Source organism: Micromonospora sp. NPDC005305 (assembly GCF_040607315.1).
Taxonomy (GTDB): Bacteria; Actinomycetota; Actinomycetes; order Mycobacteriales; family Micromonosporaceae; genus Micromonospora.
In genome coordinates this window covers 16,663-40,008 of record NZ_JBEXGL010000035.1, presented here as the reverse complement: position 1 = coordinate 40,008, position 23,346 = coordinate 16,663, and the positions used below count along the sequence as shown (strand labels likewise).

Annotated in this window: 16 protein-coding genes; 6 read left to right on the top strand and 10 right to left on the bottom strand. The window is 75.3% G+C overall.

Translation table 11 applies throughout. From position 1 onward, the window contains the following. Window positions 1-40 precede the first annotated feature (40 nt). The gene (locus ABZS80_RS31710) at window positions 41-1,060 is read left to right on the top strand and encodes a LacI family DNA-binding transcriptional regulator (protein ID WP_355061680.1); all 1,020 of its coding nucleotides are present in this window, start codon (window positions 41-43) and stop codon (window positions 1,058-1,060) included. A gap of 31 nt (window positions 1,061-1,091) precedes the next feature. Here the strand turns inward: ABZS80_RS31710 and ABZS80_RS31705 are convergent, their stop codons facing one another. Next, the gene (locus ABZS80_RS31705) at window positions 1,092-3,413 is read right to left on the bottom strand and encodes a GGDEF domain-containing phosphodiesterase (protein ID WP_355061678.1); all 2,322 of its coding nucleotides are present in this window, start codon (window positions 3,411-3,413) and stop codon (window positions 1,092-1,094) included. A 236-nt stretch (window positions 3,414-3,649) separates the two neighbouring features. On the opposite strand from ABZS80_RS31705, the gene ABZS80_RS31700 reads away from it, so the two are divergent. Continuing rightward, window positions 3,650-4,027 carry a PH domain-containing protein gene (locus ABZS80_RS31700; protein ID WP_355061676.1) on the top strand — a complete coding sequence of 126 codons (378 nt, stop codon included), beginning with the start codon at window positions 3,650-3,652 and terminating at the stop codon, window positions 4,025-4,027. A 4-nt stretch (window positions 4,028-4,031) separates the two neighbouring features. Here ABZS80_RS31700 and ABZS80_RS31695 read toward each other — a convergent pair whose 3' ends face one another. Then, window positions 4,032-4,958, bottom strand: coding sequence for a 2-hydroxyacid dehydrogenase (locus ABZS80_RS31695; RefSeq protein WP_355061674.1), 927 nt, complete (start codon window positions 4,956-4,958; stop codon window positions 4,032-4,034). Window positions 4,959-5,099: 141 nt separating this feature from the next. Between ABZS80_RS31695 and ABZS80_RS31690 the strand changes: the two genes are divergently transcribed. The 3 genes from ABZS80_RS31690 to ABZS80_RS31680 are packed head-to-tail and all read left to right on the top strand — an operon-like array spanning window position 5,100 to window position 9,806. Continuing rightward, a complete protein-coding gene (locus ABZS80_RS31690; protein ID WP_355061672.1) occupies window positions 5,100-6,905 on the top strand; it encodes a SpoIIE family protein phosphatase in 1,806 nt (601 codons plus the stop codon). Between the two features lie 56 nt (window positions 6,906-6,961). Further along, complete coding sequence (locus tag ABZS80_RS31685) at window positions 6,962-8,137, top strand: PQQ-dependent sugar dehydrogenase (RefSeq protein WP_355061670.1); 1,176 nt, start codon at window positions 6,962-6,964, stop codon at window positions 8,135-8,137. A 55-nt stretch (window positions 8,138-8,192) separates the two neighbouring features. Then, window positions 8,193-9,806 (top strand): metallophosphoesterase, encoded by a 1,614-nt coding sequence (locus tag ABZS80_RS31680; RefSeq protein ID WP_355061668.1) that lies wholly within the window; start codon window positions 8,193-8,195, stop codon window positions 9,804-9,806. Window positions 9,807-9,809: 3 nt separating this feature from the next. Here ABZS80_RS31680 and ABZS80_RS31675 read toward each other — a convergent pair whose 3' ends face one another. The 6 genes from ABZS80_RS31675 to ligA form a co-directional block, all read right to left on the bottom strand. Further along, window positions 9,810-12,167, bottom strand: coding sequence for a pyruvate dehydrogenase (locus ABZS80_RS31675; protein WP_355061666.1), 2,358 nt, complete (start codon window positions 12,165-12,167; stop codon window positions 9,810-9,812). 109 nt (window positions 12,168-12,276) lie between these two features. Beyond that, window positions 12,277-13,770, bottom strand: a complete 1,494-nt coding sequence (gatB, locus tag ABZS80_RS31670) for an Asp-tRNA(Asn)/Glu-tRNA(Gln) amidotransferase subunit GatB (RefSeq protein ID WP_355061664.1) — start codon at window positions 13,768-13,770, stop codon at window positions 12,277-12,279. Between the two features lie 13 nt (window positions 13,771-13,783). Then, complete coding sequence (gene gatA, locus ABZS80_RS31665) at window positions 13,784-15,259, bottom strand: Asp-tRNA(Asn)/Glu-tRNA(Gln) amidotransferase subunit GatA (RefSeq protein WP_355061662.1); 1,476 nt, start codon at window positions 15,257-15,259, stop codon at window positions 13,784-13,786. Beyond that, window positions 15,256-15,561: an Asp-tRNA(Asn)/Glu-tRNA(Gln) amidotransferase subunit GatC gene (gene gatC, locus ABZS80_RS31660; protein ID WP_355061660.1), complete on the bottom strand. Its 306-nt coding sequence runs from the start codon at window positions 15,559-15,561 to the stop codon at window positions 15,256-15,258. Before gatC ends, gatA begins: the two co-directional genes overlap by 4 nt. Window positions 15,562-15,779: 218 nt before the next feature. After that, the gene (locus tag ABZS80_RS31655) at window positions 15,780-18,572 is read right to left on the bottom strand and encodes an EAL domain-containing protein (RefSeq protein WP_355061658.1); all 2,793 of its coding nucleotides are present in this window, start codon (window positions 18,570-18,572) and stop codon (window positions 15,780-15,782) included. Between the two features lie 151 nt (window positions 18,573-18,723). Beyond that, complete coding sequence (gene ligA / locus ABZS80_RS31650; RefSeq protein WP_355061656.1) at window positions 18,724-20,859, bottom strand: NAD-dependent DNA ligase LigA; 2,136 nt, start codon at window positions 20,857-20,859, stop codon at window positions 18,724-18,726. Window positions 20,860-20,969: 110 nt separating this feature from the next. Between ligA and ABZS80_RS31645 the strand changes: the two genes are divergently transcribed. Then, entirely contained in the window at window positions 20,970-21,797 is an 828-nt protein-coding gene (locus ABZS80_RS31645) for a type II toxin-antitoxin system PemK/MazF family toxin (RefSeq protein WP_355061654.1), read from the top strand. A gap of 132 nt (window positions 21,798-21,929) precedes the next feature. Here ABZS80_RS31645 and ABZS80_RS31640 read toward each other — a convergent pair whose 3' ends face one another. Next, window positions 21,930-22,943 carry an ADP-ribosylglycohydrolase family protein gene (locus tag ABZS80_RS31640; RefSeq protein ID WP_355061652.1) on the bottom strand — a complete coding sequence of 338 codons (1,014 nt, stop codon included), beginning with the start codon at window positions 22,941-22,943 and terminating at the stop codon, window positions 21,930-21,932. A 31-nt stretch (window positions 22,944-22,974) separates the two neighbouring features. Further along, on the bottom strand, window positions 22,975-23,343 hold the full coding sequence (locus tag ABZS80_RS31635) for a VOC family protein (protein ID WP_355061650.1): 369 nt from the start codon (window positions 23,341-23,343) through the stop codon (window positions 22,975-22,977). Window positions 23,344-23,346: the final 3 nt, after the last annotated feature.

Here is a 23,346-nt window from a genome sequence, read left to right as displayed (position 1 = left end):
GAAACGGGCCCGCGAGGGCCGGACCAGTGGAGGAGCGCCGGTGAAGCGGCCGACCATCGCCGATGTCGCCCGGCGGGCCGGGGTCTCCAAGGGCGCGGTGTCGTACGCGCTGAACGGCCAGCCCGGCGTGTCCGAGGCGACCCGGCAGCGGATCCTGGCCATCGCCGCCGAGATCGGGTTCAGCCCGAGCAGCGCCGCCCGGGCGCTCTCCGGCGCCACCGCCAAGGCGGTCGGCCTGGCCCTGTGCCGGCCGGCCCGGATACTGGGCATCGAGCCCTTCTTCATGGAGCTGATCAGCGGCGTGGAGGCGGAGTTGTCAGCCCGCTCCTACGCGCTGACCCTCCAGGTGGTCGCCGACCAGGAGGCCGAGATCGCGGTCTACCGCCGCTGGTGGGCCGAGCGCCGAGTGGACGGCGTGTTCGTCTGCGACCTGCGCACCGACGACCGGCGGGTGCCGGCGCTGGAGGAGCTGCAGCTGCCGGCCGTCGTGATCGGCGGCCCCGGCCACACCGGCAGCCTGGCCAGCGTCTGGTCCGACGACGCGGCGGCCCTGGTCGAGACCGTGGAGTACCTGGTCGCCTTGGGGCACCGGCGGATCGCCCGGGTGGGCGGGCTTCCCTCGCTGCTGCACACCGAGATCCGCACCGACGCGTTCACCGAGGTGTGCCGGCGGCTCGGGCTGGACGAGGCCACCACGGTCTGGTCCGACTACACCGGTGAGGAGGGCGCGCGGGCCACCCGCCGCCTGCTCAGCTCCGCCGCCCGGCCCACCGCGGTGATCTACGACAACGACGTGATGGCTGTCGCCGGGCTCTCCGTGGCTCAGGAGATGGGGCTGGCCGTGCCGGGCGACCTGTCCATCGTGGCCTGGGACGACTCCCCGCTCTGCCGGCTCGTGCATCCGCCGCTGACGGCGCTGGGCCGGGACATCCCCGCGTACGGGGCGCACGCCGCGCGGCAACTCCTGGCCGTGATCGCCGGCGAGCCGGTGACCGGCCTCCAGGACGAGGCCGCCCACCTCACGCCGCGCGGCAGCACCGCACCGCCGCGCCCTCGGTGAACCGGTTCAGCGATCCGGCTGGACGGCCAGGTCAGCGGAGTGTCGAGGGGAACTCCTCGAACCACGCCTCCACCCGCTCGGCGGGGGCCGGGCGGGCCAACGCGAAGCCCTGCCCGTAGCGGCAGCCGGCCCGGCGTGCCCCGGCGACCTGGGCGTCGGACTCCAGGCCCTCGACCACCACCTCCAGGCCGAGCCGGTCGCCCAGATTGGCCACCACGTCGATGAGCGGGCGCTGCCCGTCCGCGCCCGGCCCGACCAGGTGCGGGCCCGCCTTGAGCAGGTCGATCGGCAGGCGGCGGAGCTGGGCGAGCGAGGCGTGCTCGGCGCGGAAGTCGTCCAGCGCGGTGCGGACGCCGAGCGAGCGGAGGCCGGCGAGCCGGGCCACCACGGTGGACAGCTCGGGGGCCACGGCCGGCTCGGCCACCTCCACCACCAGGCGCTCCGGCGGCACGTCGTACGCGGCCAGCGCCGTCGCCGTGCGGGCCACGAAGTCGGGCGCGGCCAGCTCCCGGGGCGTCACGTTGACCGCCATCCACAGCTCCCGGCCGCCCCCCGACCAGTCGGCGAGCTGCCGGCAGGCCCGGTCCAGCACCCACCGCCCGACCTCGCCGAGCAGGTCGAGGTCGGTCGCCACGGGCAGCAGCTCGGCCGGCAGCACCGTGCCCAGCACCGGGCTGCGCCACCGCAGCAGCGCCTCGGTGCCCACCGGCTGCCGGTCGGCCAGCGCCAGCACCGGCTGGTAGACCAGGTCCAGCTCGCCCCGGGCGACCGCGCCCGGCAGCTCGCGTTCCAGGTCGAGCCGGCGGACCAGTTGCTCCTCCAGGTAGGCGTCGTACCACTCGACCCGGTCGCGGCCGAGCTGCACCGCGCGCCGCCGGGCCAGGTCGGCCTGGCGCAGCACGTTCTCCGGCTCGCCGCCGGTGGTCTCGGCCAGCCCGATGCTGGCCCGGATCCGGCTCGCCCCGCCGGGTCGCGGGCACGGCTCGGCGAGCGCGGCCAGCAGGCGGATGCCCAGCGCGTACGCGGGCACCGGCCCGAGGTCGGTGAGCACGGCGAACTCGGTGTCGGTGAGCCGGGCCACCAGGTCGTGCGGGCCCGAGCCGGCCCGGAGCCGGTGGACGACCTCGGCCAGCACCGGCCCGTCCAGCACCGCCGTCTCGTCGGCGCCGTGCAGGTCGACGACGAGCAGCGCGCCGCCGGCGCGCCGGGCGAGCGCGCGGACCAGCTCGGCCCGGTCGGCCGGTGGGGCGTCCGCGGGCCACTCCCCGTCGCCGGCCAGCAGCCGCAGCCGCGCCTCGCTCGCGGCCAGCCGCTCGGCCCGGCGCCGGTGGTCGGCGGCGGCCAGGACCTCTCGGACCACCATCGGCGGGATGACGGCCAGCCCCAGGGCGATCTCCGGTGCGGTGAACTGTCCCACCGTCCACAGGTGGTGACCGGCGGCCAGCGCCGCGATGCCGGCCGGCGCGGTCAGCCCGGGCCAGGCGGCCGGCGCGGCGCCCGTGCGGGGCCGCTCCCCGGCCGCGGTACGCCGGGCGCCGCCCGCGGTCAGCAGCGCGCCGGCCAGCAGCGGCGGCGCGACGGCCAGCACGGCCCGGTCCGGGGCGGTGCCGGCGAGCAGCACCACGAGCAGGGCCAGCCCGCCCAGCGTGGCGGCCGCGCCGGCGTGGCAGAGGGCCGCGCCCGGTCGCCGGCGCCGCTCGGCGAACGCGGCGACCAGCAGGACGGCCAGCGCCAGGGCGCCGCCGACGCTCGCGGCCCGCGCGGCCGGCGGCACCGGGCCGGTCGGCAGCAGCACCCAGCCGGCGAAGACCAGGCTGACGCCGAGGCCGACCACGTCCACGCCGCGGCGCAGCCGTTCCGCGCCGGAGAGCCGGGAGCGGCCGGGCAGCCGGAGCAGGGCGACGGCGTACAGCGGGGCGGTCACCGCCAGGCCGGCCAGGGCGACCGGCAGCCGGTGCGCGGGTTCGGTCAGCGGCAGCACTGCCACGGTGAGGCCGGCGGCCAGCACGGCGACGTCGAGGATCCCGGCGACCCGGCGGGACAGCGCCACCCGGCGGGCCCGCCGGCCGGTCGGCCGGGCGGCGGCCGGCTCCGGCCGGTCCGGCGGACCGGTACCGCCGGAGCGTTCGGCGGGCGGCGCGGCGGTGGGCGGCGCCGGTGGGGTGCCGGCCAGCCAGGCGAGCCGGACGCAGGCCAGGGCGGAGCCACCGGCCACGGCCAGCGCCACGGCGGCGGGGCCGGGAACCAGGCCGGCGGCGCCGGCGAGGACGAACAGCGCGCCGGCGAGCGACACGACGAGGTCGGGCAGTGGTGGCCGGCGGCGGGGACCGGCGGCGGGGTGGGTGACGGGCACGGCGGTCGCCTTCGTGAGGGGGCACGGGGCGGTGCGGTTGCGGTACGACGTGCGGGGTCAGCGGGTCGGTGCGGGTGCGACCGGCACCGGACGGGGACCGGTGCGGCCACGCCCATAAACGATCCCGGACGCCCCCGGTTACGCGACACATCACGTGACGCCCGTCACACCCGAGCTTCCGCCCGTGCCGGCCGCCCACTGGGATCCCCGCCGGCCCGGGGTGGGATCATCGAGGGGTGAGCCGCGCCGACACCGTCCGTTTCCGCTACAACCAGGCGATCCTGGTCGCTGCGCTCGTCGCGTTCCTCGGCGCGCTGCCGCTGGCCACCGCGCGCTGGTGGCTGCTCTGGGTGCTGCTGGTCCCGCTCGCGGTCGCCGTCTGGGCGTGGCGGGCCGGCACCGACGCGGACGCCCGTGAGCTGCGGCTGCGGGCCCTCGTCGGCCAGCGGCGGGTGCCCTGGGCGCGGGTCGCCGAGCTGGCCGCCGACCCGCGGGGCCGGGCCGTCGCCCGCCTCGACAACGGCGAGACGCTCATGCTCCCCGCGGTCCGCGCCGCCGACCTGCCCCGGCTGGTTTCCGCCACCGGGCAGGAACTGCCCGAATCCGCCGGCTGACCGGTCAGTAGCCGTCGACCACCCGGTTCGTCAGCGGCTCCCCGGCGGCGAACCGGCGCAGCTGCTCCCCCACGAGCCGGTACGCCCGCGGCAGCAGGCCGCGGACCGAGCCGGCGACGTGCGGGGTGAGCAGCACGTTCGGCAGCTCCCACAGGGGATGCCCGGCCGGCAGCGGCTCCGGGTCGGTCACGTCCAGCGCGGCCCGCAGCCGCCCCGACGCCAGCTCGGCGACCAGCGCCGGGGTGCGGGCCACCGGGCCGCGGGCGGCGTTGACCAGCAGCGCGCCGTCGGGCATCGCGGCGAGGAACTTCTCGTCGACCAGCCCCCGGGTCTGCTCGGTCAACGGCACGAGCAGCACCACCACGTCCGCCTCGGGCAGCAGGGCGGGCAGTTCGTCGACGCCGTGCACCCCCTCGGCCGGGCGCGGCGTGCGGGCAACCAGGGTGAAGCTCACCTCGAACGGGGCCAGCCGCGCTCGGACGGCCGCGCCGATCGAGCCGGCGCCGACGATCAGCACCCGCTTGCCGGCCAGCTCGTCGGTCGGGGCCACCTCGTCGTACGCCCACTCGCCGCGGGCCTGGGCGCGGGCCAGCGGGCCGAAGCCGCGCAGCGCGGACAGGATCGCGGCGACCACCCACTCGGCGGTCGCCGAGTCGTGCACACCCCGGGCGTCGCAGAGCGTCACGCCCTCGGGAACCTTCCCCACCCAGGCGTCCGCTCCAGCGGACAGGAGCTGCACCACCTTCAGGTCCGGCAGCTCGGACAGGAGCGCGCCCGCGTCCGGACCGGCGAGGAAGGGCGGCACCCAGAACCGCACACCGGTCGGGGACGACGGCGGCCGGGCCGGATCCTCCAGCAGCTCCACGGTGACGCCCGCGGGCAGGTCGCCGAGGAGACGCCGGCCGGCCGGGTGCGGAATCCATACCTTCACGACCGCCGACGATAGCCGTCCCCGACGGCGTACGTGGGCGGGGTCGTGACGGCCACCGCTGAGACGATTGACGGCCGGCGGCGCGAGGTATAACCGAGGCGGAGCGCCGGCCGGCGTTCCCGAATCCGGAGACAGGTGGCGATGAGCGAGGAAACTCCGGGACGCCCGGCCGTGCCGATTCCGGCGCTGGCCGACCCCGAGCGGCTCCGGTCCCTCGCGGAGACCCGGCTCGACGCGGCGCCCGACGAGGCGTTCGACCGGTTCGCCCGGCTGGTCGGCGACCTGCTCGACGTGCCGGTCGCGCTGGTCTCCCTGGTCACCGCCGACCGCCAGTTCTTCCCCGGTGCGGCCGGGCTGCCCGAGCCGTGGGCCGGCCGGCGGGAGACGCCGCTGAGCCACTCGTTCTGCCAGCACGTGGTCGACGTCGAGGTGCCGATGGTGCTGCCCGACGCCCGGCTCCACCCGCGGGTGCGGGGCAACCTGGCCATCGAGGACCTCGGGGTGGTCGCGTACGCCGGGATGCCGCTGACCGACCTGGACGGCCGGGTGCTCGGCTCGCTCTGCGCCATCGACAGCAAGCCCCGGGCCTGGACGGCCGAGCAGCTGCGCACGCTCGCCGACCTGGCCGCCGCCTGCTCGTCCGAGCTGCGCCTGCGCATCGCCGTGCAGAGCGCCGAGCAGGCCCGCCGCCGCGCCGAGGAGGCCCACGACCGACTCACCGTGCTGGCCGGGATGAGCGAGACGCTGGGCGGCACGCTCGACGTGGCCACGGCGGTCGACCGGCTCGGGCACGCCATGGTCCCGCTGCTGGCCGACTGGTGCCTGATCACCCTGGTCGACCCGGTGGGCCGGCCGCGTTCCGTCTCCGGCCTGCACCGGGACCCGGACCGGGCGGGCGACCTGGCCCGGTTCGCCGCGCTGCTGGCCACCGGCCTCGGCCCGGACTCGGTCATCCGGTCGGTGCTGCGGAGCGGGCGGCCGGTCATGCGCGAATCGGCCACCCTGGCCGACGTCGAGCGGGGCACCACCCACCCGGAGCTGACGCCGCTCGCCGGCCGGCTGGGCTTCAGCTCGCACCTCACCGTGCCGATCACCGCCACCGGCGTCCGGGTCATCGGCGCCGTCACGCTGGTCAACGGCCCGTCCCGGCGCGGGCTCGACGAGAGCGACCTGCGGACCGCGCTGGACATCGGCCGCCGCGCCAGCCAGGCCGTGGACAACAGCCGGCTCTACGGCGAGCAGCGGCACGTCGCCGAGGTCCTGCAGCACAGCATGCTGCCCCTGCTGCCCGTGGTGCCCGGCGTCGAGCTGGCCGCCCGCTACCAGGCGGCGGCGGACCGGGTGGAAGTGGGCGGCGACTGGTACGACGCCTTCGTCCAGCCCGACGGCGATCTGGTGGCCGCGATCGGCGACGTCGCCGGGCACGACATCGAGGCCGCGGCGACCATGGGGCAGCTGCGCAACCTGGTCCGCGGCGACGCGTACGGGCGGGACGACCCGGTCGACGAGCTGCTGACCCACCTCGACCGGGCGATCCAGGGGCTGCCCGTCCCGACCGTCGCCTCCGCCGTGCTGGCCCGGGTCCGGCCGGCCGCGCCCGGGCTCCGGATCTCCTGGTGCAACGCGGGCCACCCGCCGCCGCTGCTGGTCCACGCCGACGGGCGGGTGCGGATACTGGACGGGGTCCGGGGGCCGCTGCTCGGCCTGACGCACCCGCCGCGCCGCGCCCGGCAGGAGCTGACGCTGGCACCCGGCGACACCCTGCTGCTGCACACCGACGGGTTGACCGAGCGCCGGGACCGGCCGATCGACGAGGGCGAGGCCGAGCTGATGGCGCAGCTCGGCGGTGCCGCCGGGCTACCCCTCGCGACCCTCTGCGACCGGCTGCTCGCCGCCGCCCACCGGCGCGAGGACGACGTCGCCCTGCTCGCCCTGCGCGCCCGTTGAGCCGCGACTCGGTTCGTCGGGCCCGCTTCGCCACCGGCCCCGCTAGGCTGGGCCGGGTGAGGCCGCGTCCCCCGTACCCCCGCACCGGCCGCCTCCGGGCGGCGCTGGCGGCGTCCTGCGCGACGCTGCTGCTGGGCACCGCCGGTTGTGCCTTCGGCGACCCCGATCCCGACCCGGCCGGCGAGCCGCCCAACCTCCCGTCGCCGTCCACCTCGGCCAGCCCCGGCGGCGCCGGCCAGCAGGTGGTGGCCACGGTGCTGGCGAAGGGGCTGGCGGTGCCCTGGGGCGTCGCCTTCCTGCCCGACGGCGCCGCGCTGGTCACCGAACGGGACAGCGGGCGGATCCTCCAGGTCGGCCCGGAGTCGGGGCCGGAGGGGATGACCGTCCGGGTGGTGCAGACCGTGCCGGACGTGGCAGCCGCCGGCGAGGGCGGGCTGCTCGGCATCGCCGTCTCCCCCGCGTACGCCCGGGACCGCACGGTCTTCGTCTACTACACCAGCGCCGAGGACAACCGGATCGCCAAGCTGGAGCTGGGCCGACCGCCGACCCCGATCGTCACCGGCATCCCCAAGGCCGGCAACCACAACGGCGGCGGGCTGGGCTTCGGCCCGGACGGCTTCCTCTACGCCAGCACTGGCGACGCCGGGCGCACCGCGAACGCGCAGGACCCGAAGAGCCTCGGCGGCAAGATCCTACGGCTCACCCGGGACGGCAAGCCCGCTCCCGGCAACCCCACCGCCGGCTCCCCGGTCTGGTCGACCGGGCACCGCAACGTGCAGGGGTTCGCCTGGACGCCGGACAAGCGGCTGTACGCCGTGGAGTTCGGCCAGAACACCTGGGACGAGATCAACCAGATCAACAAGGGCGGCAACTACGGCTGGCCGCAGGTCGAGGGGCGCGGCGACGACCGCCGCTACGTCAACCCGATCGTGCAGTGGCGCACCGGCGAAGCCTCCTGCTCCGGCCTGGCCGCCGTGGACCGGCTGCTGATCACCGCCTGCCTGCGCGGGCAGCGACTCTGGCTGGTCGAGCTGGCCGGCAACGGCACGGTCCTCGGCCAGCCGCGCGAACTGCTCACCGGCAGGTACGGGCGGCTGCGCGCCGCCGCCGTGGCGCCGGACGGCTCGGTCTGGGTGACCACCTCCAACCGGGACGGGCGGGGCAAGCCGGCCGGCGACGACGACCGGATCCTGCGGCTGGTCTTCGCCGACGGCGGCGCCGGGCGCGGCTGACACCGCTTCCCCCGGGTTTGCCAAGATCCTTCGACGGGCAGGTCAGAATCTCAGCATGGACGGCCAGGAGAACGAGCAGCACAGCGCCGGGGACGGGACGACCCCGGAGGACGGGCGCGCCCGTCGCCGGTGGCGCCCCGGCAGCGGCCTGCGCCGGCTCGGCGTCGTGCTGGCCCTGCTCGTGGTCACCTTCGCGGGGGTCGTGGCCGGCACGTACGCGGGCGGGCACGTGGGCACCGACATCGGGCCGTTCCGCGCGCAGCTCAACCTCAGCCCGTCGCTGAGCGGCGGCACCACCGTCGACATCCCGCCGCTGGGCGCGCTGCTGCTGGACAGCCACGACGGGCCGGCGTACCTGACCGTCGAGCTGGGCGCGCTCGACCAGCGGCGGACCGAGGCGCTGATCGACGACCCGGCGAGCATCAGCCGGGCCAGCCAGTCGGCGGTCGAGGACGTCCGGGCCGGCGTCATGCGGCTCGGCCTGAAGACCCTCGCCTCGGCGGTGCTGGCCACCCTGCTGCTGGCCGGGCTGGTCTTCCGCGACGCGCGCCGCACCGCCTGGGCGGGCGGCCTGGCGCTGGTGGTCACCGCCGGCAGCCTCGGCCTGGCCGCCGCCACCATCCGGCCGCAGGCGATCGAGGAGCCACGCTACGAGGGGCTGCTGGTCAACGCGCCGGCCATCGTCGGTGACGCGCGGCGGATCGCCAACGACTACACCAAGTACGCCGAGCAGCTGCAACGGCTGGTCGGCAACGTCAGCAAGCTCTACACGACCGTCTCCGCGCTGCCGGTGGTCCAGCCCTCACCCGGCACCACGCGGGTGCTGCACGTCTCCGACATGCACCTCAACCCCACCGGCTGGCAGCTCATCCGCACGGTGGTGGAGCAGTTCGGCATCGACGTGGTGATCGACACCGGTGACATCACCGACTGGGGCAGCGAGCCCGAGGCGTCCTTCGTCGGCTCGATCGGCCTGCTCAAGAAGCCGTACGTCTACATCCGCGGCAACCACGACTCGGCGCGGACCGCCGCCGCCGTGGCCGCCCAGCCGAACGCCGTCGTGCTGAACAACTCCACGACCACGGTGGCGGGGCTGACCATCGCCGGCATCGGCGACCCCCGGTTCACCCCGGACAAAGAGACCTCACCGGCCGGCAGCGGGCTCACCAGGGTGGTCGCCGACCAGGTGATCGGGGCCGGCGAGCAGCTCGCCGCCACGGTGAACAGCTCGCCGAAGCCGGTGAACATCGCACTGGTACACGACCCGGCCTCGGCCGGCCCGCTCTCCGGCACCTGCCCGCTGGTGCTGGCCGGGCACACCCACGCCCGGCAGGTGTCGAAGCTGCCGCAGGTGCCCGGCAAGCAGCCCACCCAGCTCTTCGTCGAGGGCTCCACCGGCGGCGCCGGGCTGCGCGGCCTGGAGGGCGAGAAGCCCACCCCGCTGTCGATGACGGTGCTCTACTTCGACCAGCAGAAGCTGCTCCAGGCCTACGACGACATCACCGTGGGCGGGACCGGGCAGTCGCAGGTCAACCTGGAACGGCACATCATCCAGGACCCGAAGAAGGGCGACCAGGTGCCGGTCACCCCGACCCCGACCCGGGGCGGGCCCGTCACGCCCGCCCCGAACGGCAGCAGCCCGACCGCGACGCCCAGCCGCACGGGCTGAGGCTCAGCGCAGCGACAGGGCGGCCAGCGCGGCGTTGACGATGCTGCCGGGCAGCAGGTCGTGCAGCTCGTACAGCTCTCCGACGCTGCCGGACTGGCCGAACTCGTCCACCCCGAGCGGCACGGCCGGGGCGCCGAGCGCCGAGCCCAGCCAGGCCATCGCGTGCGAGGCGGCGTCGTGCACGGTGACCACCGGGACCCGGTCGGCGAAGGCCGACCGCAGCGCGCCGGGCACGCTCGGCACGGTCGCCGTCCGCACACCCTGGCGCAGGGTCCGCTGCCACGCCCGGTAGAGCCGGTCCAGGCTGGTCACGTCGACCACGTGCGCCGCGACGCCCTCCTCCGCCAGCTCCGCGGCGGCCGCGAGGACCTCCGGCAGCACCGCGCCGGAGGCGGCGAGCTGCACGGCCGGGGCGTCCGCCAGGTGGGGGTACGCCTCGTGCGCGTCGACGAGCCGGTACGCGCCCGCCACCACCTGCCGGCGCAGCACCGCGTCGCCGATCCGCGCCCGGGCCGCCTCGAACGGCGCCTGGTCGACGGGCCGGGTGCTGAGGCGGAAGTAGTACGCCCCGTCCTCGGCCGGCGCGGCCGTGGCGGCCGGCGCCGCTCCCCCGGCGATCTGACCGAGCGCGTCGCAGAGCAGCCAGTCGAGGCTGCCGGCGTACGCGGGTTCGCAGAAGGTGACCCCGGGCAGCTCCAGGCCCACGGAGGCCGTGATGGTCGACTGGTGGGCGCCGCCCTCGGGGGCCAGGGTGATGCCGGACGGCGTGCCGGCCACCACGAACCGGGAACCGGAGTAGGTGCCGTAGAGGAACGCGTCCAGGCCGCGCAGCACGAACGGGTCGTAGACCGTGCCGACCGGCAGCAGCGGCTGCCCGGACAGGTCCCACGACAGGCCGAGCTGGCCGAGCAGCAGGAACAGGTTCATCTCGGAGATGCCCAGCTCGATGTGCTGGCCGGCCGGCGTCTCCGTCCAGCGCAGCATCCGGTCCTCGGTCCACGACCGCTGCTCGGTGGGGGCGAACACGCCGGTCTTGTTGATGAACCCGGCCAGGTTCGTGGAGGTGGCCACGTCCGGCGCGGTGGTGACCAGGTAGGGCGCGACCTTCGGGTCGCGGGCCAGGTCGACCAGCACCCGGCCGAAGACCTCCTGGGTGGAGACCGGCTTGTTCACCCGTACCTTCGTGGTCTCCGGGACGGTGACCCCCAGCGCCCGCTCACGCGGCGCGCGGGCCAGCGCCTCCCGGCGCTCGCCGGCCCGGATGCCGGCCGGGGACGCCGGGTCGAGGCGGTCCCACTCGGTGTCGCGGGTCAGACCGTGGGCGGCGCGCAGCGCGTTGACCTGCTCGGTGGTGAGCAGCGCCGAGTGGTTGCGCGGGTTGCCGGCGATCGGCAGGCCCCAGCCCTTGACCGTGTAGGCGAAGACCACGCTGGGCCGGTCGGTGACCGCGTCGCACTGGGCGTACGCGTCGAGCATCGCCTGGAGGTCGTGCCCGCCCAGGTCGGTGACGAGCGGGCCCAGCTCGTCGTCGGGGATGTCGGCCACGAAGGCCGCCACCTCGGCCGGGGCGCCGTCCAGGAACTGCTTGCGCAGGGCCGGCCCGGCCAGCCCGAACAGCGACTGGTACTGCTCGTTGGGCATCAGGTCGATCCAGTCACGCAGCGCCGCCCCGCCCGGCCGCTCGTACGCCTCGGCGAGCTTGCGGCCGTACTTGACCTCGACCACGTGCCAGCCGGCGGCCTCGAACTGGCCGCGCCACTGGTTGATCCGCACGCCGGGGACGACCCGGTCCAGTGACTGGCGGTTGAAGTCGACAAGCCACATCACGTTGCCCAGCCCCGTGGTGGCCGGGTCGGCGACGGCCTCCCAGATGTTGCCCTCGTCCAGCTCGGCGTCACCGATGAGGGCGATGAACCGGGAGTGCGGCCGCTCGCCGAAGTGCGCGTCGACGTAGCGGCGGGTGACCGCCGCGAACAGCGGCGCGGCCGCGCCCAGGCCGACCGAGCCGGTGGAGAAGTCCACCCCGTCCGGATCCTTGGTCCGCGACGGGTACGACTGGAGCCCGCCGCGCGCCCGCAGCTTCGGCAGGTACGACCGGTCGAGGTTGCCGAGCAGGTACTGCACGGCGTGGAAGACCGGCGAGGCGTGCGGCTTGACCGCGACCCGGTCCTCGGCGTCCAGGTGGGCGAACCAGAGCGCGGTCATCGCCGTGACCAGCGAGGCGCTCGACGCCTGGTGGCCGCCGACCTTCACCCCGTCGCCGGTGTCCCGGTCGTGGTTGGCCGCGTCGACGATGCGGGTGGCGAGCCAGAGCACCCGCCGCTGGATCTCGTCGAGGACGTCGAGGTCGTGCTGGTTCACGGTGACTCCATCCGGGCGTCGCCGTTGACGCCCTGTACGCGGGGGGTGAGGCGTTAGGAAGGGCCCCCTCCTACGCACCAGGCGTTAAGAAGGGGCCCTTCCTTGCAGCTCAGGCGCCGAGGCGCGCCAGGATCAGCTCGCGGACGGTCTTGGCGTCGGCCTGGCCGCGGGTGGTCTTCATGACCGCGCCGACCAGCGCGCCGGCCGCCGCCACCTTGCCGCTGCGGATCTTGTCGGCGACGTCCGGGTTGGCGGCGATCGCCTCGTCCACGGCGGCGGTGAGCGCGCCGGTGTCGGAGACCACCTCGAGGTTGCGGTTGGTCATGATCTCGGTCGGCGAGCCCTCGCCGGCCACCACGCCCTCCAGCACGGTGCGAGCCAGCTTGTCGTTGAGCTTGCCGGCGTCGACCAGACCCTGCAGCTCGGCGACCTGCGCCGGGGTGGCCCCGACGTCGGCCAGCTCCACGCCGCTCTCGTTGGCCCGGCGGGACAGCTCGCCCAGCCACCACTTGCGGGCGGCGGCCGGGGTGGCCCCGGCCGCCACGGTCGCCTCGATCAGCTCGACCGCGCCGGCGTTGACCACCGACTGCATGTCCAGGTCGGACAGGCCCCAGTCCTGCTGGATCCGCTTGCGGCGCAGCCGCGGCAGCTCCGGCAGGGCGGCCTTCAGCTCGGCCACCCAGGCGGTGTCCGGCGCGAGCGGGACCAGGTCCGGCTCCGGGAAGTACCGGTAGTCGGTGGCGGTCTCCTTGGACCGCCCGGAGGTGGTGTCCCCGGTGTCCTCGTGGAAGTGCCGGGTCTCCTGGGTGATCCTGCCGCCCGCGTCGAGCACCGACGCCTGGCGCAGCATCTCCGAGCGGACCGCCCGCTCGACCGAACGCAGCGAGTTGACGTTCTTGGTCTCGGTGCGGGTGCCCCACTCCTCGCCCGGCCTGTTCAGCGACGTGTTGACGTCGCAGCGCAGCGAGCCCTCCTCCATCCGGACGTCGGAGACGCCCAGCGAGCGGATCACGTCGCGCAGCTCGGTGACGTACGCCCGGGCCACGTCGGGGGCGAGCGCGCCCGTGCCCGGGATCGGCTTGGTGACGATCTCGACGAGCGGGATGCCGGCCCGGTTGTAGTCGACCAGCGACTCGGTGGCGCCCTGGATCCGGCCGGTGGCGCCGCCGACGTGCAGCGTTTTGCCGGTGTCCTCCTCCAGGTGCACCCGCTCGATGCCGATCCGCACCGTCTCGCCGTTGACGTCGACGTCCAGGTAGCCGTCGACGCAGAGCGGCTCGTCGTACTGGCTGATCTGGAAGTTCTTCGGCATGTCCGGGTAGAAGTAGTTCTTCCGGGCGAACCGGCACCACTCGGCGATCGAGCAGTTCAGCGCGAGGCCGATCCGGATGGTCGCCTCGATGGCCGCCTTGTTGGCCACCGGCAGCGAGCCGGGCAGACCCAGGCAGACCGGGCAGACCCGGGTGTTCGGCTCGCCGCCGAAGTCGGTCGGGCAGCCGCACCACATCTTGGTGTTCGTGCCCAGCTCGACGTGGGTCTCCAGGCCGACCACCGGTTCCCAGCGCGCCACGACCTCGTCGTACGCGGGCAGTGTCGTCGTCATCGGTGCTCCTGCCTCACAGTGCCGGTGGGGTGAACGTGCCGACCGTGGACTCCAGCGCGGCGGCGACCCGGTACATCCGGTCGTCGGCCATCGTCGGCGCCATGATCTGGAAACCGACCGGGAGGCCGTCGGAGAGGCCGCACGGCACCGAGATGGCCGGTCCGCCGTACAGGTTGGTCGGGATGGTGAACAGGTCGGCCAGGTACATCTGGTAGGGGTCGGCGGTGCGCGCCCCGATTGGGAAGGCCACGAACGGGGTGGTCGGCGAGATGAGCGCGTCCACCCCCTCGAAGGCGGCCGTGAAGTCCCGGGTGATCAACGTGCGGACCTTCTGCGCCTGCCCGTAGTAGGCGTCGTAGTAGCCCGACGAGAGCGCGTAGGTGCCGAGCATGATGCGCCGCTTCACCTCGGGGCCGAAGCCCGCCTCCCGGGTCAGCGACATGACCTCTTCGAGGGACCGGTTGCCGTCGTCGCCGACCCGCAGGCCGAACCGGACGCCGTCGAAGCGGGCCAGGTTGGAGGAGCATTCGCTCGGCGCGATCAGGTAGTAGGCCGGCAGCGCGTACTTGAAGTGCGGGCAGGAGACGTCGACGATCTCGGCGCCCAGCTTCGCGAGGGCCTCCACCGACTCGCGGAACGCGGCCATCACGCCCGGCTCGGCGCCCTCGCCGGTGAACTCGGTGACCACACCGAGCCGCACCCCGGTCAGGTCGCCGGACGCGCCGAGCCTCGCGGCGCCCACCACGTCCGGCACCGGGGCCGGGATCGAGGTGGAGTCGCGCGGGTCGTGACCGCCGATCACCTGGTGCAGCAGCGCGGCGTCCAGCACGTTGCGGGCGCACGGGCCGGGGGTGTCCAGCGAGGAGGAGAACGCCACCAGGCCGTAGCGGGAGGTGCCGCCGTAGGTGGGCTTCGCCCCGACGGTGCCGGTGACCGCGCCGGGCTGGCGGATCGAGCCGCCCGTGTCCGAGCCGATCGACAGCGGCGCCTCGTACGCGGCCAGCGCCGCAGCGCTGCCACCACCCGAGCCGCCCGGGATCCGCGCCAGGTCCCACGGGTTGCGGGTCGGGCCGTACGCCGAGTATTCCGTGGAGGAGCCCATGGCGAACTCGTCCATGTTGGTCTTGCCGAGCATCACCGTGCCGGCGGCGCGCAGCCGCTCGACGATCGTCGAGTCGTACGGCGGGCGCCAGCCCTCCAGGATCTTCGAGCCGACGGTGGTCGGCACGCCCTTCGTGGTGAGCACGTCCTTCACGGCGACCGGCACGCCCGCCAGGGGGCCCAGGTCCTCGCCGGCGGCCCGGCGCTCGTCCACGCTCCGGGCGGCGGCCAGCGCGCCCTCGGTGTCGACATGCAGGAAGGCGTGGACCTGCTCGTCGACGGCGGTGATCCGGTCCAGGTGGGCCTGCGTGACCTCCACGGCGGAGGTCACGCCGGTCGCCACCAGGCCGGCGATCTCGGCGGCGGTGAGCCGGGTCAGGTCGGTCATGAAGCCACATCCTCGTCCAGGATCCGCGGGACGCGGAACCGCTGCTCCTCGGCGTCGGGCGCACCCGCCAGCGCCTCCTGCGGGGTCAGGCACGGCGTCACCACGTCCTCGCGGAGGACGTTGGTCAGCGGCACCGAGTGGGACGTCGGCGGGATGTCCGCCGCGGCGACCTCGCCGACCTGGGCGACCGACTGGAGGATCACGTCCAGCTGGCCGGCGAAGGTGTCCAACTCCTCCTCGGTGACGGCGAGCCGCGACAGTCGCGCGAGATGCGCGACCTCCTCGCGGGAGATGGCGGCCATCGGGTGCCCCCTTCGTGGCTGTCCTGCTGCGTCTGCGGTGTGCCGGCCGCGCGCTCGCTCGGGACGATGACACGCGGTGACCGGAGCGAGTCTATTGCCCTCCGGTCGGGTCGACGCCTCCGACTCCCGGTGCCCGCCCGCCGCGACGCCGGTCAGCGTGCTCGGGCCCGTCGGCGATGTGCCGGTCAGCGTGCTCGGGCCCGTCGGCGGTGTGCCGGTCAGCGGGCCGGGCGGCGTGGGCCCTCGCCGTCCGCCGTCACGGCCGGGTGGACCGGCCGGTACCGGGACAGCCAGGTGACCAGTTCCTCGGCGGGCATGGGCCGGGCGTAGAACCAGCCCTGCGCCACGTCGCAGCCGGCCGCGTGCAGCAGCCGCCAGGTGCGCTCGTCCTCGACGCCCTCGGCCACCACCCGCAGCCCGAGCGCCCCGGCCAGCTCGATCATCGAGCGGACGATCGCCGCGTCGTCCGCGTCGTCGGCCATGCCGAGCACGAACGACCGGTCCACCTTCACCTCGGACAGCGGCAGCCGGCGCAGGTGCTGCAACGACGAGTAGCCGGTGCCGAAGTCGTCCAGCGCGATGCCGACCCCGATCCGGTGCAGCTGGGTGATGCTGGCCAGCACCCGCCGCGGGTCGGCCATCAGCGCCCCCTCGGTGATCTCCACCTGGAGCCGGTCCGGGGGCACGCCGTACCGGGCCAGCCGGTCGGCGATCTGCTCGGCGATCTCGCCGGTGTGCAGGTCCCGGACGCTGACGTTGAGCGCGGCGCGCAGCGTGACGCCGGCCGCGGACCACTTGGCGACCTGCTCCACCACGTCGTCCACCACTCGGCGGGTGAGCAGCCGCATCACCGCGCTCTGCTCGGCGACCTGGATCAGCTCCCCGGGGTCGACCATGCCCCGGCGCGGGTGCCGCCAGCGCAGCAGCGCCTCGACCCCGACCACCTCGCCGCTGGCGATGGCGATCTGCGGCTGGTAGTACATGGTGATCTCGCCCGGGTCCCCGGCCGGGTCGTCGAGGGCGACGAAACCGGTGCCGCCGCGCTGCTCGGCCGGCCGGGTCGGCGCGGGCGCCGCGCCGCCGGCAACCCCCGCGCGGCCGTCCGGCAGATCCGGACCGCCGCGCTCCGGACGGTCGGCGGACACCGTTCCGGTCCCGCCACCGAGCACCGCGCCGGGCGGGTCGTCGGGCACCGCGCCGGGCCGGGCGTCCCGCACCGCGCCGGGCCGGCCGTCGGACGTGGCGTCGGGCTGACCGTTCGGCACCGCGCCTGGCCGGCCGTCCGGCATCGTGTCGGGCCGGCCGTCCGGCGCCACCGTGGGTGGGACGCCGAAGGCCGGGGTGAGGCGGTCGCCGTCCCCGGGTGCCGGGCCCTCCGCCGGGGGCGGGTGGGCGGCCCGGCGGCGGATGGGGTCGGCGCCCGTGACGATCCGGTTGATCAGCTCGTCGTCGTGGCGCACCTCGACCCGCTCGCGCCGCCGCAGCCGCCACCGCGCCGGCGGCTCCAGGTCCCGACGCGGCGTCACGCGGGTCCCACCCGAGTTGCCGGAGGACCCGGGTCGCGCCCCGCCGGACCGGCCGCCGTTGCGGGGCAGGGCGTCGCCGCGGGCCGGCCCCGCCGCCGGGGCGGGCAGGTCGGGCGCCGGGGCGAGCGCCGCGCCGTCACCCCCGCGGACGCCGGTCGGCTCCTCGGCCCGGGCCGGCGGCCCGGACTCCAGCACCCGGCGCAGGTCGGCGAGGAGGCTCAACCGCTCGGCGGAGTTGTGGTCGGACTCGGGCGCGTAGACGGCGACGGTGTCGTTGCGGTGCTTCGCGTCGTACATGGCCACGTCGGCGTGGCGCATCAGGGTGGCGAAGTCCTCGCCGTGCTCGGGGAACAGGGCGATGCCGATGGAACCGCCCACGTCCAGCGGCAGGCCGTCCAGCGGCACCGGCTCGGCGAGCGCCGCCACCACCCGGTCGGCCCGCTCGCGGGCCTGGTCGGTGCCGGTGAGCCCGGGTACGACGATGGCGAACTCGTCGCCGCCGAGCCGCGCCACCAGCTCCTCCCCGTCGACCACCTCGATGAGCCGGGCGCTCACCTCGACAAGCAGCCGGTCACCTACGGCGTGCCCGAGCGCGTCGTTGACGTGCTTGAACCGGTCGAGGTCCAGCAGCAGCAGGGCCAGGTGGGCGTCCGGCTCGCCGCGGGCCGCCCGCTCGGCGTGCAGGTGCACCTGCTCGGCGACCTCGGTGAGCAGGGCCTTGCGGTTGGGCAGCCCGGTGAGCGGGTCGAGGTCGGCGAGCTGCTCCCGCTCGGCGGAGAGCCGGGCCATCCGGTAGACGGCGAACAGCGGCACCAGCACCAGCGGGATCAGCGCGGCGCTGGCCCGGGCGGCGGCCACCAGCACCGGGGCGAGCAGCAGCAGCGAGCCGGTGGAGAGCAGCTCGTAGGCCAGGCCCTGCCGGATGCTGGGCCACCAGCGGTCGCCGAACCGGAGCCGGATCGCGCAGCTGACCAGGCCGTAGTTGACGACGAACCAGGTCGCCGTGGCGCCACCGACCGCGGCCACGTCGGTCCAGTGCAGCCGGCCGCCGCCGAAGAGCTCGCCCGGGCCGAGCCGGGTGACCGCGTACGCGGCGGCCAGCGCGCACGCGTACTGGGCGCCGTTGAAGGCGGTGCGCCAGCCGGCGTAGCCGAGCCGCCAGCCGGAGACGGCCACCGCCACGGCCTGCACGGCGACGGCCGGGCCGAGTCCCCAGCCGAGCAGGATGGCGAACGTGAAGCAGGTCGACGGGAAGACCGCCGAGGTCTGGCGTCGGCCGGGCGGCACGAACGGCCGGGCGTCGCAGGCGACGGCGAGCGCCGCCATGGTCCAGAAGGCGGCCGGCAGGTGGGGTAGCTCGTCGGGGAGCGCGGCCAGCGGCCCGGCCGAGACGACCAGGGCCAGGATGCCGACCACGGTGACGAAGCCGAAGAACGGCCCGGTCCGCCCGGGCGGGACGGAGTTTCGCGGGTCGCCGGTCTCCATCGCACCTCCCGGGGTCGGCCCTGGCACGCGCCGTCACGCGCCGTACGCCAATGAAACGCCCTCGGTGCCGGTTTCCCCGACACGACAGTCACGAATCGGTCGTAGTCGTAATTAAGTTGGAATGCGCGGCGGGGGCCGCCGCGGGGGCGGGTCAGCCCTCGATGCGGGCCGCATCGCGGGCCGCGTCGGGGCCGGACTCCAGCAGCACCCGGAAGCCGTCCTCGTCGAGGATCGGCAGCTTCAGGTCGGCGGCCTTGTCGGCCTTGGACCCGGGGTTGTCGCCGACCACCACGAAGCCGGTCTTCTTGGAGACCGAGCCGGTGACCTTGCCGCCCCGGCTCTGGATCGCCTCGGACGCCTGGTCGCGGCTGAACCCGGCCAGCGTGCCGGTGACCACCACGGTCACCCCTTCGAGCGGGCGCGGGCCCTCCTCGCCGGCCTCCTCGGCCATCCGCACGCCGGACTCGGCCCACTTGCGCACCACCTCGCGGTGCCAGTCGACGGCGAACCACTCCTTGATGCTGGCCGCGATGGTCGGGCCGACCCCGTCCACCGAGGACAGCTCCTCCTCGCTCGCCGCGTCGATCGCCTCGACCGAGCGGAAGTGCCGGGCGAGCGCCTGCGCCGCGGTCGGGCCGACGTGCCGGACGGAGAGCGCGACGAGGACCCGCCACAGCTCCCGCTCCTTGGCCACGGCCAGGTTGTCGAGCAGCTTGGTGGCGTTGCTGCCGAGGGTGCCGTCCTTGTTGACGAAGAAGGGCGAGCGGGAGAGCTGATCGGCGTCGAGCGCGAACAGGTCGCCCTCGTCGTGGATGATCCCGGCGTCGAGCAGCGCGGCGGCGCCCTTGTAGCCGAGCACCTCGATGTCGAAGGCGCCCCGGCCGGCCAGGTGGAAGACCCGCTCCCGGAGCTGCGCCGGGCAGCTGCGCGAGTTGGGGCAGCGGATGTCGACGTCGCCCTCCTTGGCGGGCGCGAGCGGGGTGCCGCAGGCCGGGCAGGCGGTGGGCATGACGAACGGGCGGGCGTCGGCCGGGCGCAGGTCGACCACCGGGCCGAGCACCTCGGGGATGACGTCGCCGGCCTTGCGCAGCACCACCGTGTCGCCGATGAGCACGCCCTTGCGCTCGACCTCGCGGGCGTTGTGCAGGGTGGCCAGGGCGACCGTGGAGCCGGCCACCCGGACCGGTTCGAGGACGGCGAACGGGGTGACCCGGCCGGTGCGCCCGACGTTGACGTCGATGTCGAGCAGCTTGGTGGTGACCTCCTCCGGCGGGTACTTGAACGCGATGGCCCAGCGTGGCGCGCGGCTGGTCGAGCCGAGCCGACCCTGGATGGACACCGGGTCGACCTTGACCACCACGCCGTCGATCTCGTGCTCGACGTCGTGCCGGTGCTCGGCGTAGTAGGCGATGTATTCCGCCACCCCGGCCAGGTCGGGCACCACCCGCCAGCGGTCGCTGGTCGGCAGCCCCCACGCCTGGAGGGCCGCGTAGGACTCGGACTGCGCGGCCGGCTGGAAGCCCCGGCGGGCGCCGATGCCGTGCACCACGAGGCGCAGCGGCCGGGAGGCGGTGATCCGCGGGTCCTTCTGGCGCAGGCTGCCGGCGGCCGCGTTGCGCGGGTTGGCGAACGGCGCCTTGCCCTGCTCGACCAGGCCGGCGTTGAGGTCGGCGAAGGCTGCCACCGGGAAGTAGATCTCGCCGCGCACCTCGAGGAACTCGGGCACGTCGGGGAAGTCGTCGGAGGGGGTCAACCGGGCCGGCACGTCGCGGATGCTGCGGACGTTGGCGGTGACGTCCTCACCGGTGCGCCCGTCGCCCCGGGTCGCGGCCCGGACCAGCCGCCCCTTCTCGTAGGTCAGGTTGATGGCCAGGCCGTCGACCTTCAGCTCGCAGAGGTAGGGCACCGGGCCGCCCGCGTCCCGCTCGACCCGCTCGGCCCAGGCGGCCAGCTCCTCGTCGGCGAAGGCGTTGTCGAGCGAGAGCATCCGCTCGGCGTGGGTGACCGGGGTGAAGTCGGTGGAGAAGGTGCCGCCGACGCGCTGGGTCGGCGAGTCGGGGGTGCGCAGGGCCGGGTATTGCTCCTCCAGCGCCTCCAGCTCGCGGAGCTGCTTGTCGAACTCGGCGTCGGAGACGGTCGGCGCGTCCAGCACGTAGTAGCGGTATTGGTGCTCGGTGAGCTCCTGGCTCAGCGTGGCGTGCCGCTCCCGCGCCTCCGGGGTCGGCTCGGCGCCGGCCGCCGCCTCCTGCGCGGGGCTGACCGCCTGGGGAATCGCTTCTTCGGACACCCTGCCGCCTTCGGACACCGTCGTCGACCTCCCGTGATCCTGCTACCCCCGCACGGTAGCGGGCGGGCCCGACAACCGCCCCCGCCCCGTCGTTCCGTTCCCCGTCGATCATGGGATTGGCAGCGCCGAAGCGGACATTCCATTCCGCCAACCCCCTGATCGACCAGCGGTTCCCGGGTCCGGGCCGGAGTCCGTGGTGCGGGGCGGCGGGGTGGCCGGCGTGCGAGGATCGCCGGGCGGTGGTGGGCCGGCACGGGCGAGAGGCGGGGGTACGGATGCGCGACGGGCTGCTCTGGGCGGCGGTGATCGTGGCGTGTGTCGCGGCCGGCTGGCTGTGGGGCGAATGGCGACGCCGGGCCGCGAATCGATCCGCGGAGTCGGGTCGACGCGCGGGAGGCCGGAGCGGGGCACCGGGCACGGTGGATGACCGGCCCCGTCGTGGATCCCGCTCCGGGACGGACGCGGGCGCCGGCAGCGGCGCACGTCCCCGACCCGGCGGACGCCCGGGCGGTGGGCCGGACGGCGGACACCCGGACGGCGGACGTCCGGGCGGTGCACCGGCGAGGGGGCGTAGCGGCGCGGCACCCCGGCCGCGGGACGCCGGGCGGGGTCCGGCGATCGCACCCCGCCCCGGGGAGATCTGGTGGGCCGACGTGCCCTACGCCGACGGGACCGGCTCGAAGGTGCGCCCCTGCCTGGTGCTGCGGGTCGACGGCCGGGACGCCGAGGTCCTGAAGATCACCAGCCAGGACAAGTCGGACCGGGACGACCACCTGCCGATCCCCACCCGGGGCTGGGACCCGGACGCCGACCACGACAGCTTCCTGGACATCAGCGAGCCCATCCCGCTGCCCGTCACCGCCTTCGAGGACCGCGCCGGCGCCTGCGACCCCGACGTGTGGCGCGGCGTCCGCCGCCTGCCCCACCTGACGACCTGACCCGCCACCGACCACCGCCGCCCGCCCTGCGCCCGCCCTGTCGATCATGAAGTTGTTGCCTCACCCACCGGCGTGTCGTGGCAATAACTTCATGATCAACGCGGCGAGGGCGCAGGGAGGCGCGCGGCCGGGTCAGTCCAGGGGGGTGCTGAGGGCGCGCAGTTGGTCGGCGTACTCGATGCGGGTGGACCAGTCGGCCGGCCAGGCCGACATGCCGTGCGCGGCGCCCACGAAGGCGCCGGCCAGGGCCGCGATCGAGTCCGAGTCACCGGCCGTCGTGGCGCCGCGGGCCAGCGCGCCGACCGGGTCCTCGGGGTGGCGCAGCGCGCAGAGCAGCGCGGTGGCCAGCGCCTCCTCGGCGATCCAGCCCTCGCCGGTGAGCCGGCACGGGTCGCCGCCGTCGTCGGGGCGGGCCAGCGCCGCGTCGAGCCGGCCGAGCACCCGCAGGCAGTCGTCCCAGCCCCGGGCGATGAACTCCGCCGGCGTCCGCTCGCCCGGGCGCTGCCACAGGTCGCCGAGCCAGTCGTCCCGGTAGACCGTGCGCTGGGCGTGGGCCCGGTCGGTGAGCAGCCCGGGCAGGTCGGGCAGCGCGGCGCCGTCGCGGAGCAGCCGGACCGCGTACGCGGTCAGCTCGCTCGCGGCCAGGCCGGTCGGGTGCCCGTGGGTCAGGCCGGCCTGGAGCTGGGCCAGCCCGGCGAGGGTGTCGAGGTCGACGTCGAGCAGCCCGACCGGGGTGACCCGCATGTTCGCCCCGCAGCCCTTCGAGCCGGCGACCGTCGCCTCCTGCCAGCGGGTGCCCCGGTCCAGCTCGGCACAGGCGCGCAGGCAGGTCATGCCGGGCGCGCGGTTGTTGTCGGGGCTGACCGCCCAGTCGAGGAAGCGCCGCCGCAGCAACGGCTCCACCGCCTCCGCCGTGAAGGCGGGGGCGTCGTGCAGCGCCCACGCCACGGCGAGCGCCATCTGGGTGTCGTCGGTGACCAGCGCCGGATCGCCGGTCAGCTCCCGGGGGCCGGCCGGGCCGTAGCGGCGGACGATCTCGGCGACGGTAAGGAACTCGGTGGGCTTGCCCAGGGCGTCGCCGTAGGCGAGGCCGAAGAGCGAACCGGACGCGCGGCGCGGGTCAGAGTCGATCACGGTGGCGATCATGCCCCGCCCGCGCAAGCCGGGGGTGGGGGGATCAGTCCAAGCAGAGGCAGAACGGGTGGCCGGCCGGGTCGGCGTAGACCCGGAAACCCTCCCCCTCGCCGGGCAGCCGGCGCGCACCGAGGGCGAGCGCCGCCTTCTCCGCGGCCTCGATGTCGTCGACCATGACGTCGAGGTGGAACTGCTGCGGCCGCTCCGGGTCGGGCCATTCGGGGGCACGCAGGTCGAGCGCCTTCTGGAAGGCGAGACGCGGCTGGTGCCCCGGCCGGCCGCCGAGCACCACCCAGTCGTCGCCGTCGGAGTTCTCCTCGATCAGCGGGAGGCCGAGCAGCTCCGCGTAGAAGCCGGCCAGCGCGCGCGGATCAGGGCAGTCGATCACCACGGAACGCAGCTGTCCAATCATGCC

Excerpts from the sequence above, each read along its gene's own strand:
- gatC (WP_355061660.1), bottom strand. The coding sequence starts at position 15,561 with ATGGCCGCCATCTCCCGCGAGGAGGTCGCGCATCTCGCGCGACTGTCG.
- gatB (WP_355061664.1), bottom strand. The coding sequence starts at position 13,770 with ATGACGACGACACTGCCCGCGTACGACGAGGTCGTGGCGCGCTGGGAA.
- ABZS80_RS31680 (WP_355061668.1), top strand. The coding sequence starts at position 8,193 with ATGGACGGCCAGGAGAACGAGCAGCACAGCGCCGGGGACGGGACGACC.
- ABZS80_RS31645 (WP_355061654.1), top strand. The coding sequence starts at position 20,970 with ATGGGATTGGCAGCGCCGAAGCGGACATTCCATTCCGCCAACCCCCTG.
- ABZS80_RS31690 (WP_355061672.1), top strand. The coding sequence starts at position 5,100 with ATGAGCGAGGAAACTCCGGGACGCCCGGCCGTGCCGATTCCGGCGCTG.
- ABZS80_RS31635 (WP_355061650.1), bottom strand. The coding sequence starts at position 23,343 with ATGATTGGACAGCTGCGTTCCGTGGTGATCGACTGCCCTGATCCGCGC.
- ABZS80_RS31655 (WP_355061658.1), bottom strand. The coding sequence starts at position 18,572 with ATGGAGACCGGCGACCCGCGAAACTCCGTCCCGCCCGGGCGGACCGGG.
- gatA (WP_355061662.1), bottom strand. The coding sequence starts at position 15,259 with ATGACCGACCTGACCCGGCTCACCGCCGCCGAGATCGCCGGCCTGGTG.
- ABZS80_RS31640 (WP_355061652.1), bottom strand. The coding sequence starts at position 22,943 with ATGATCGCCACCGTGATCGACTCTGACCCGCGCCGCGCGTCCGGTTCG.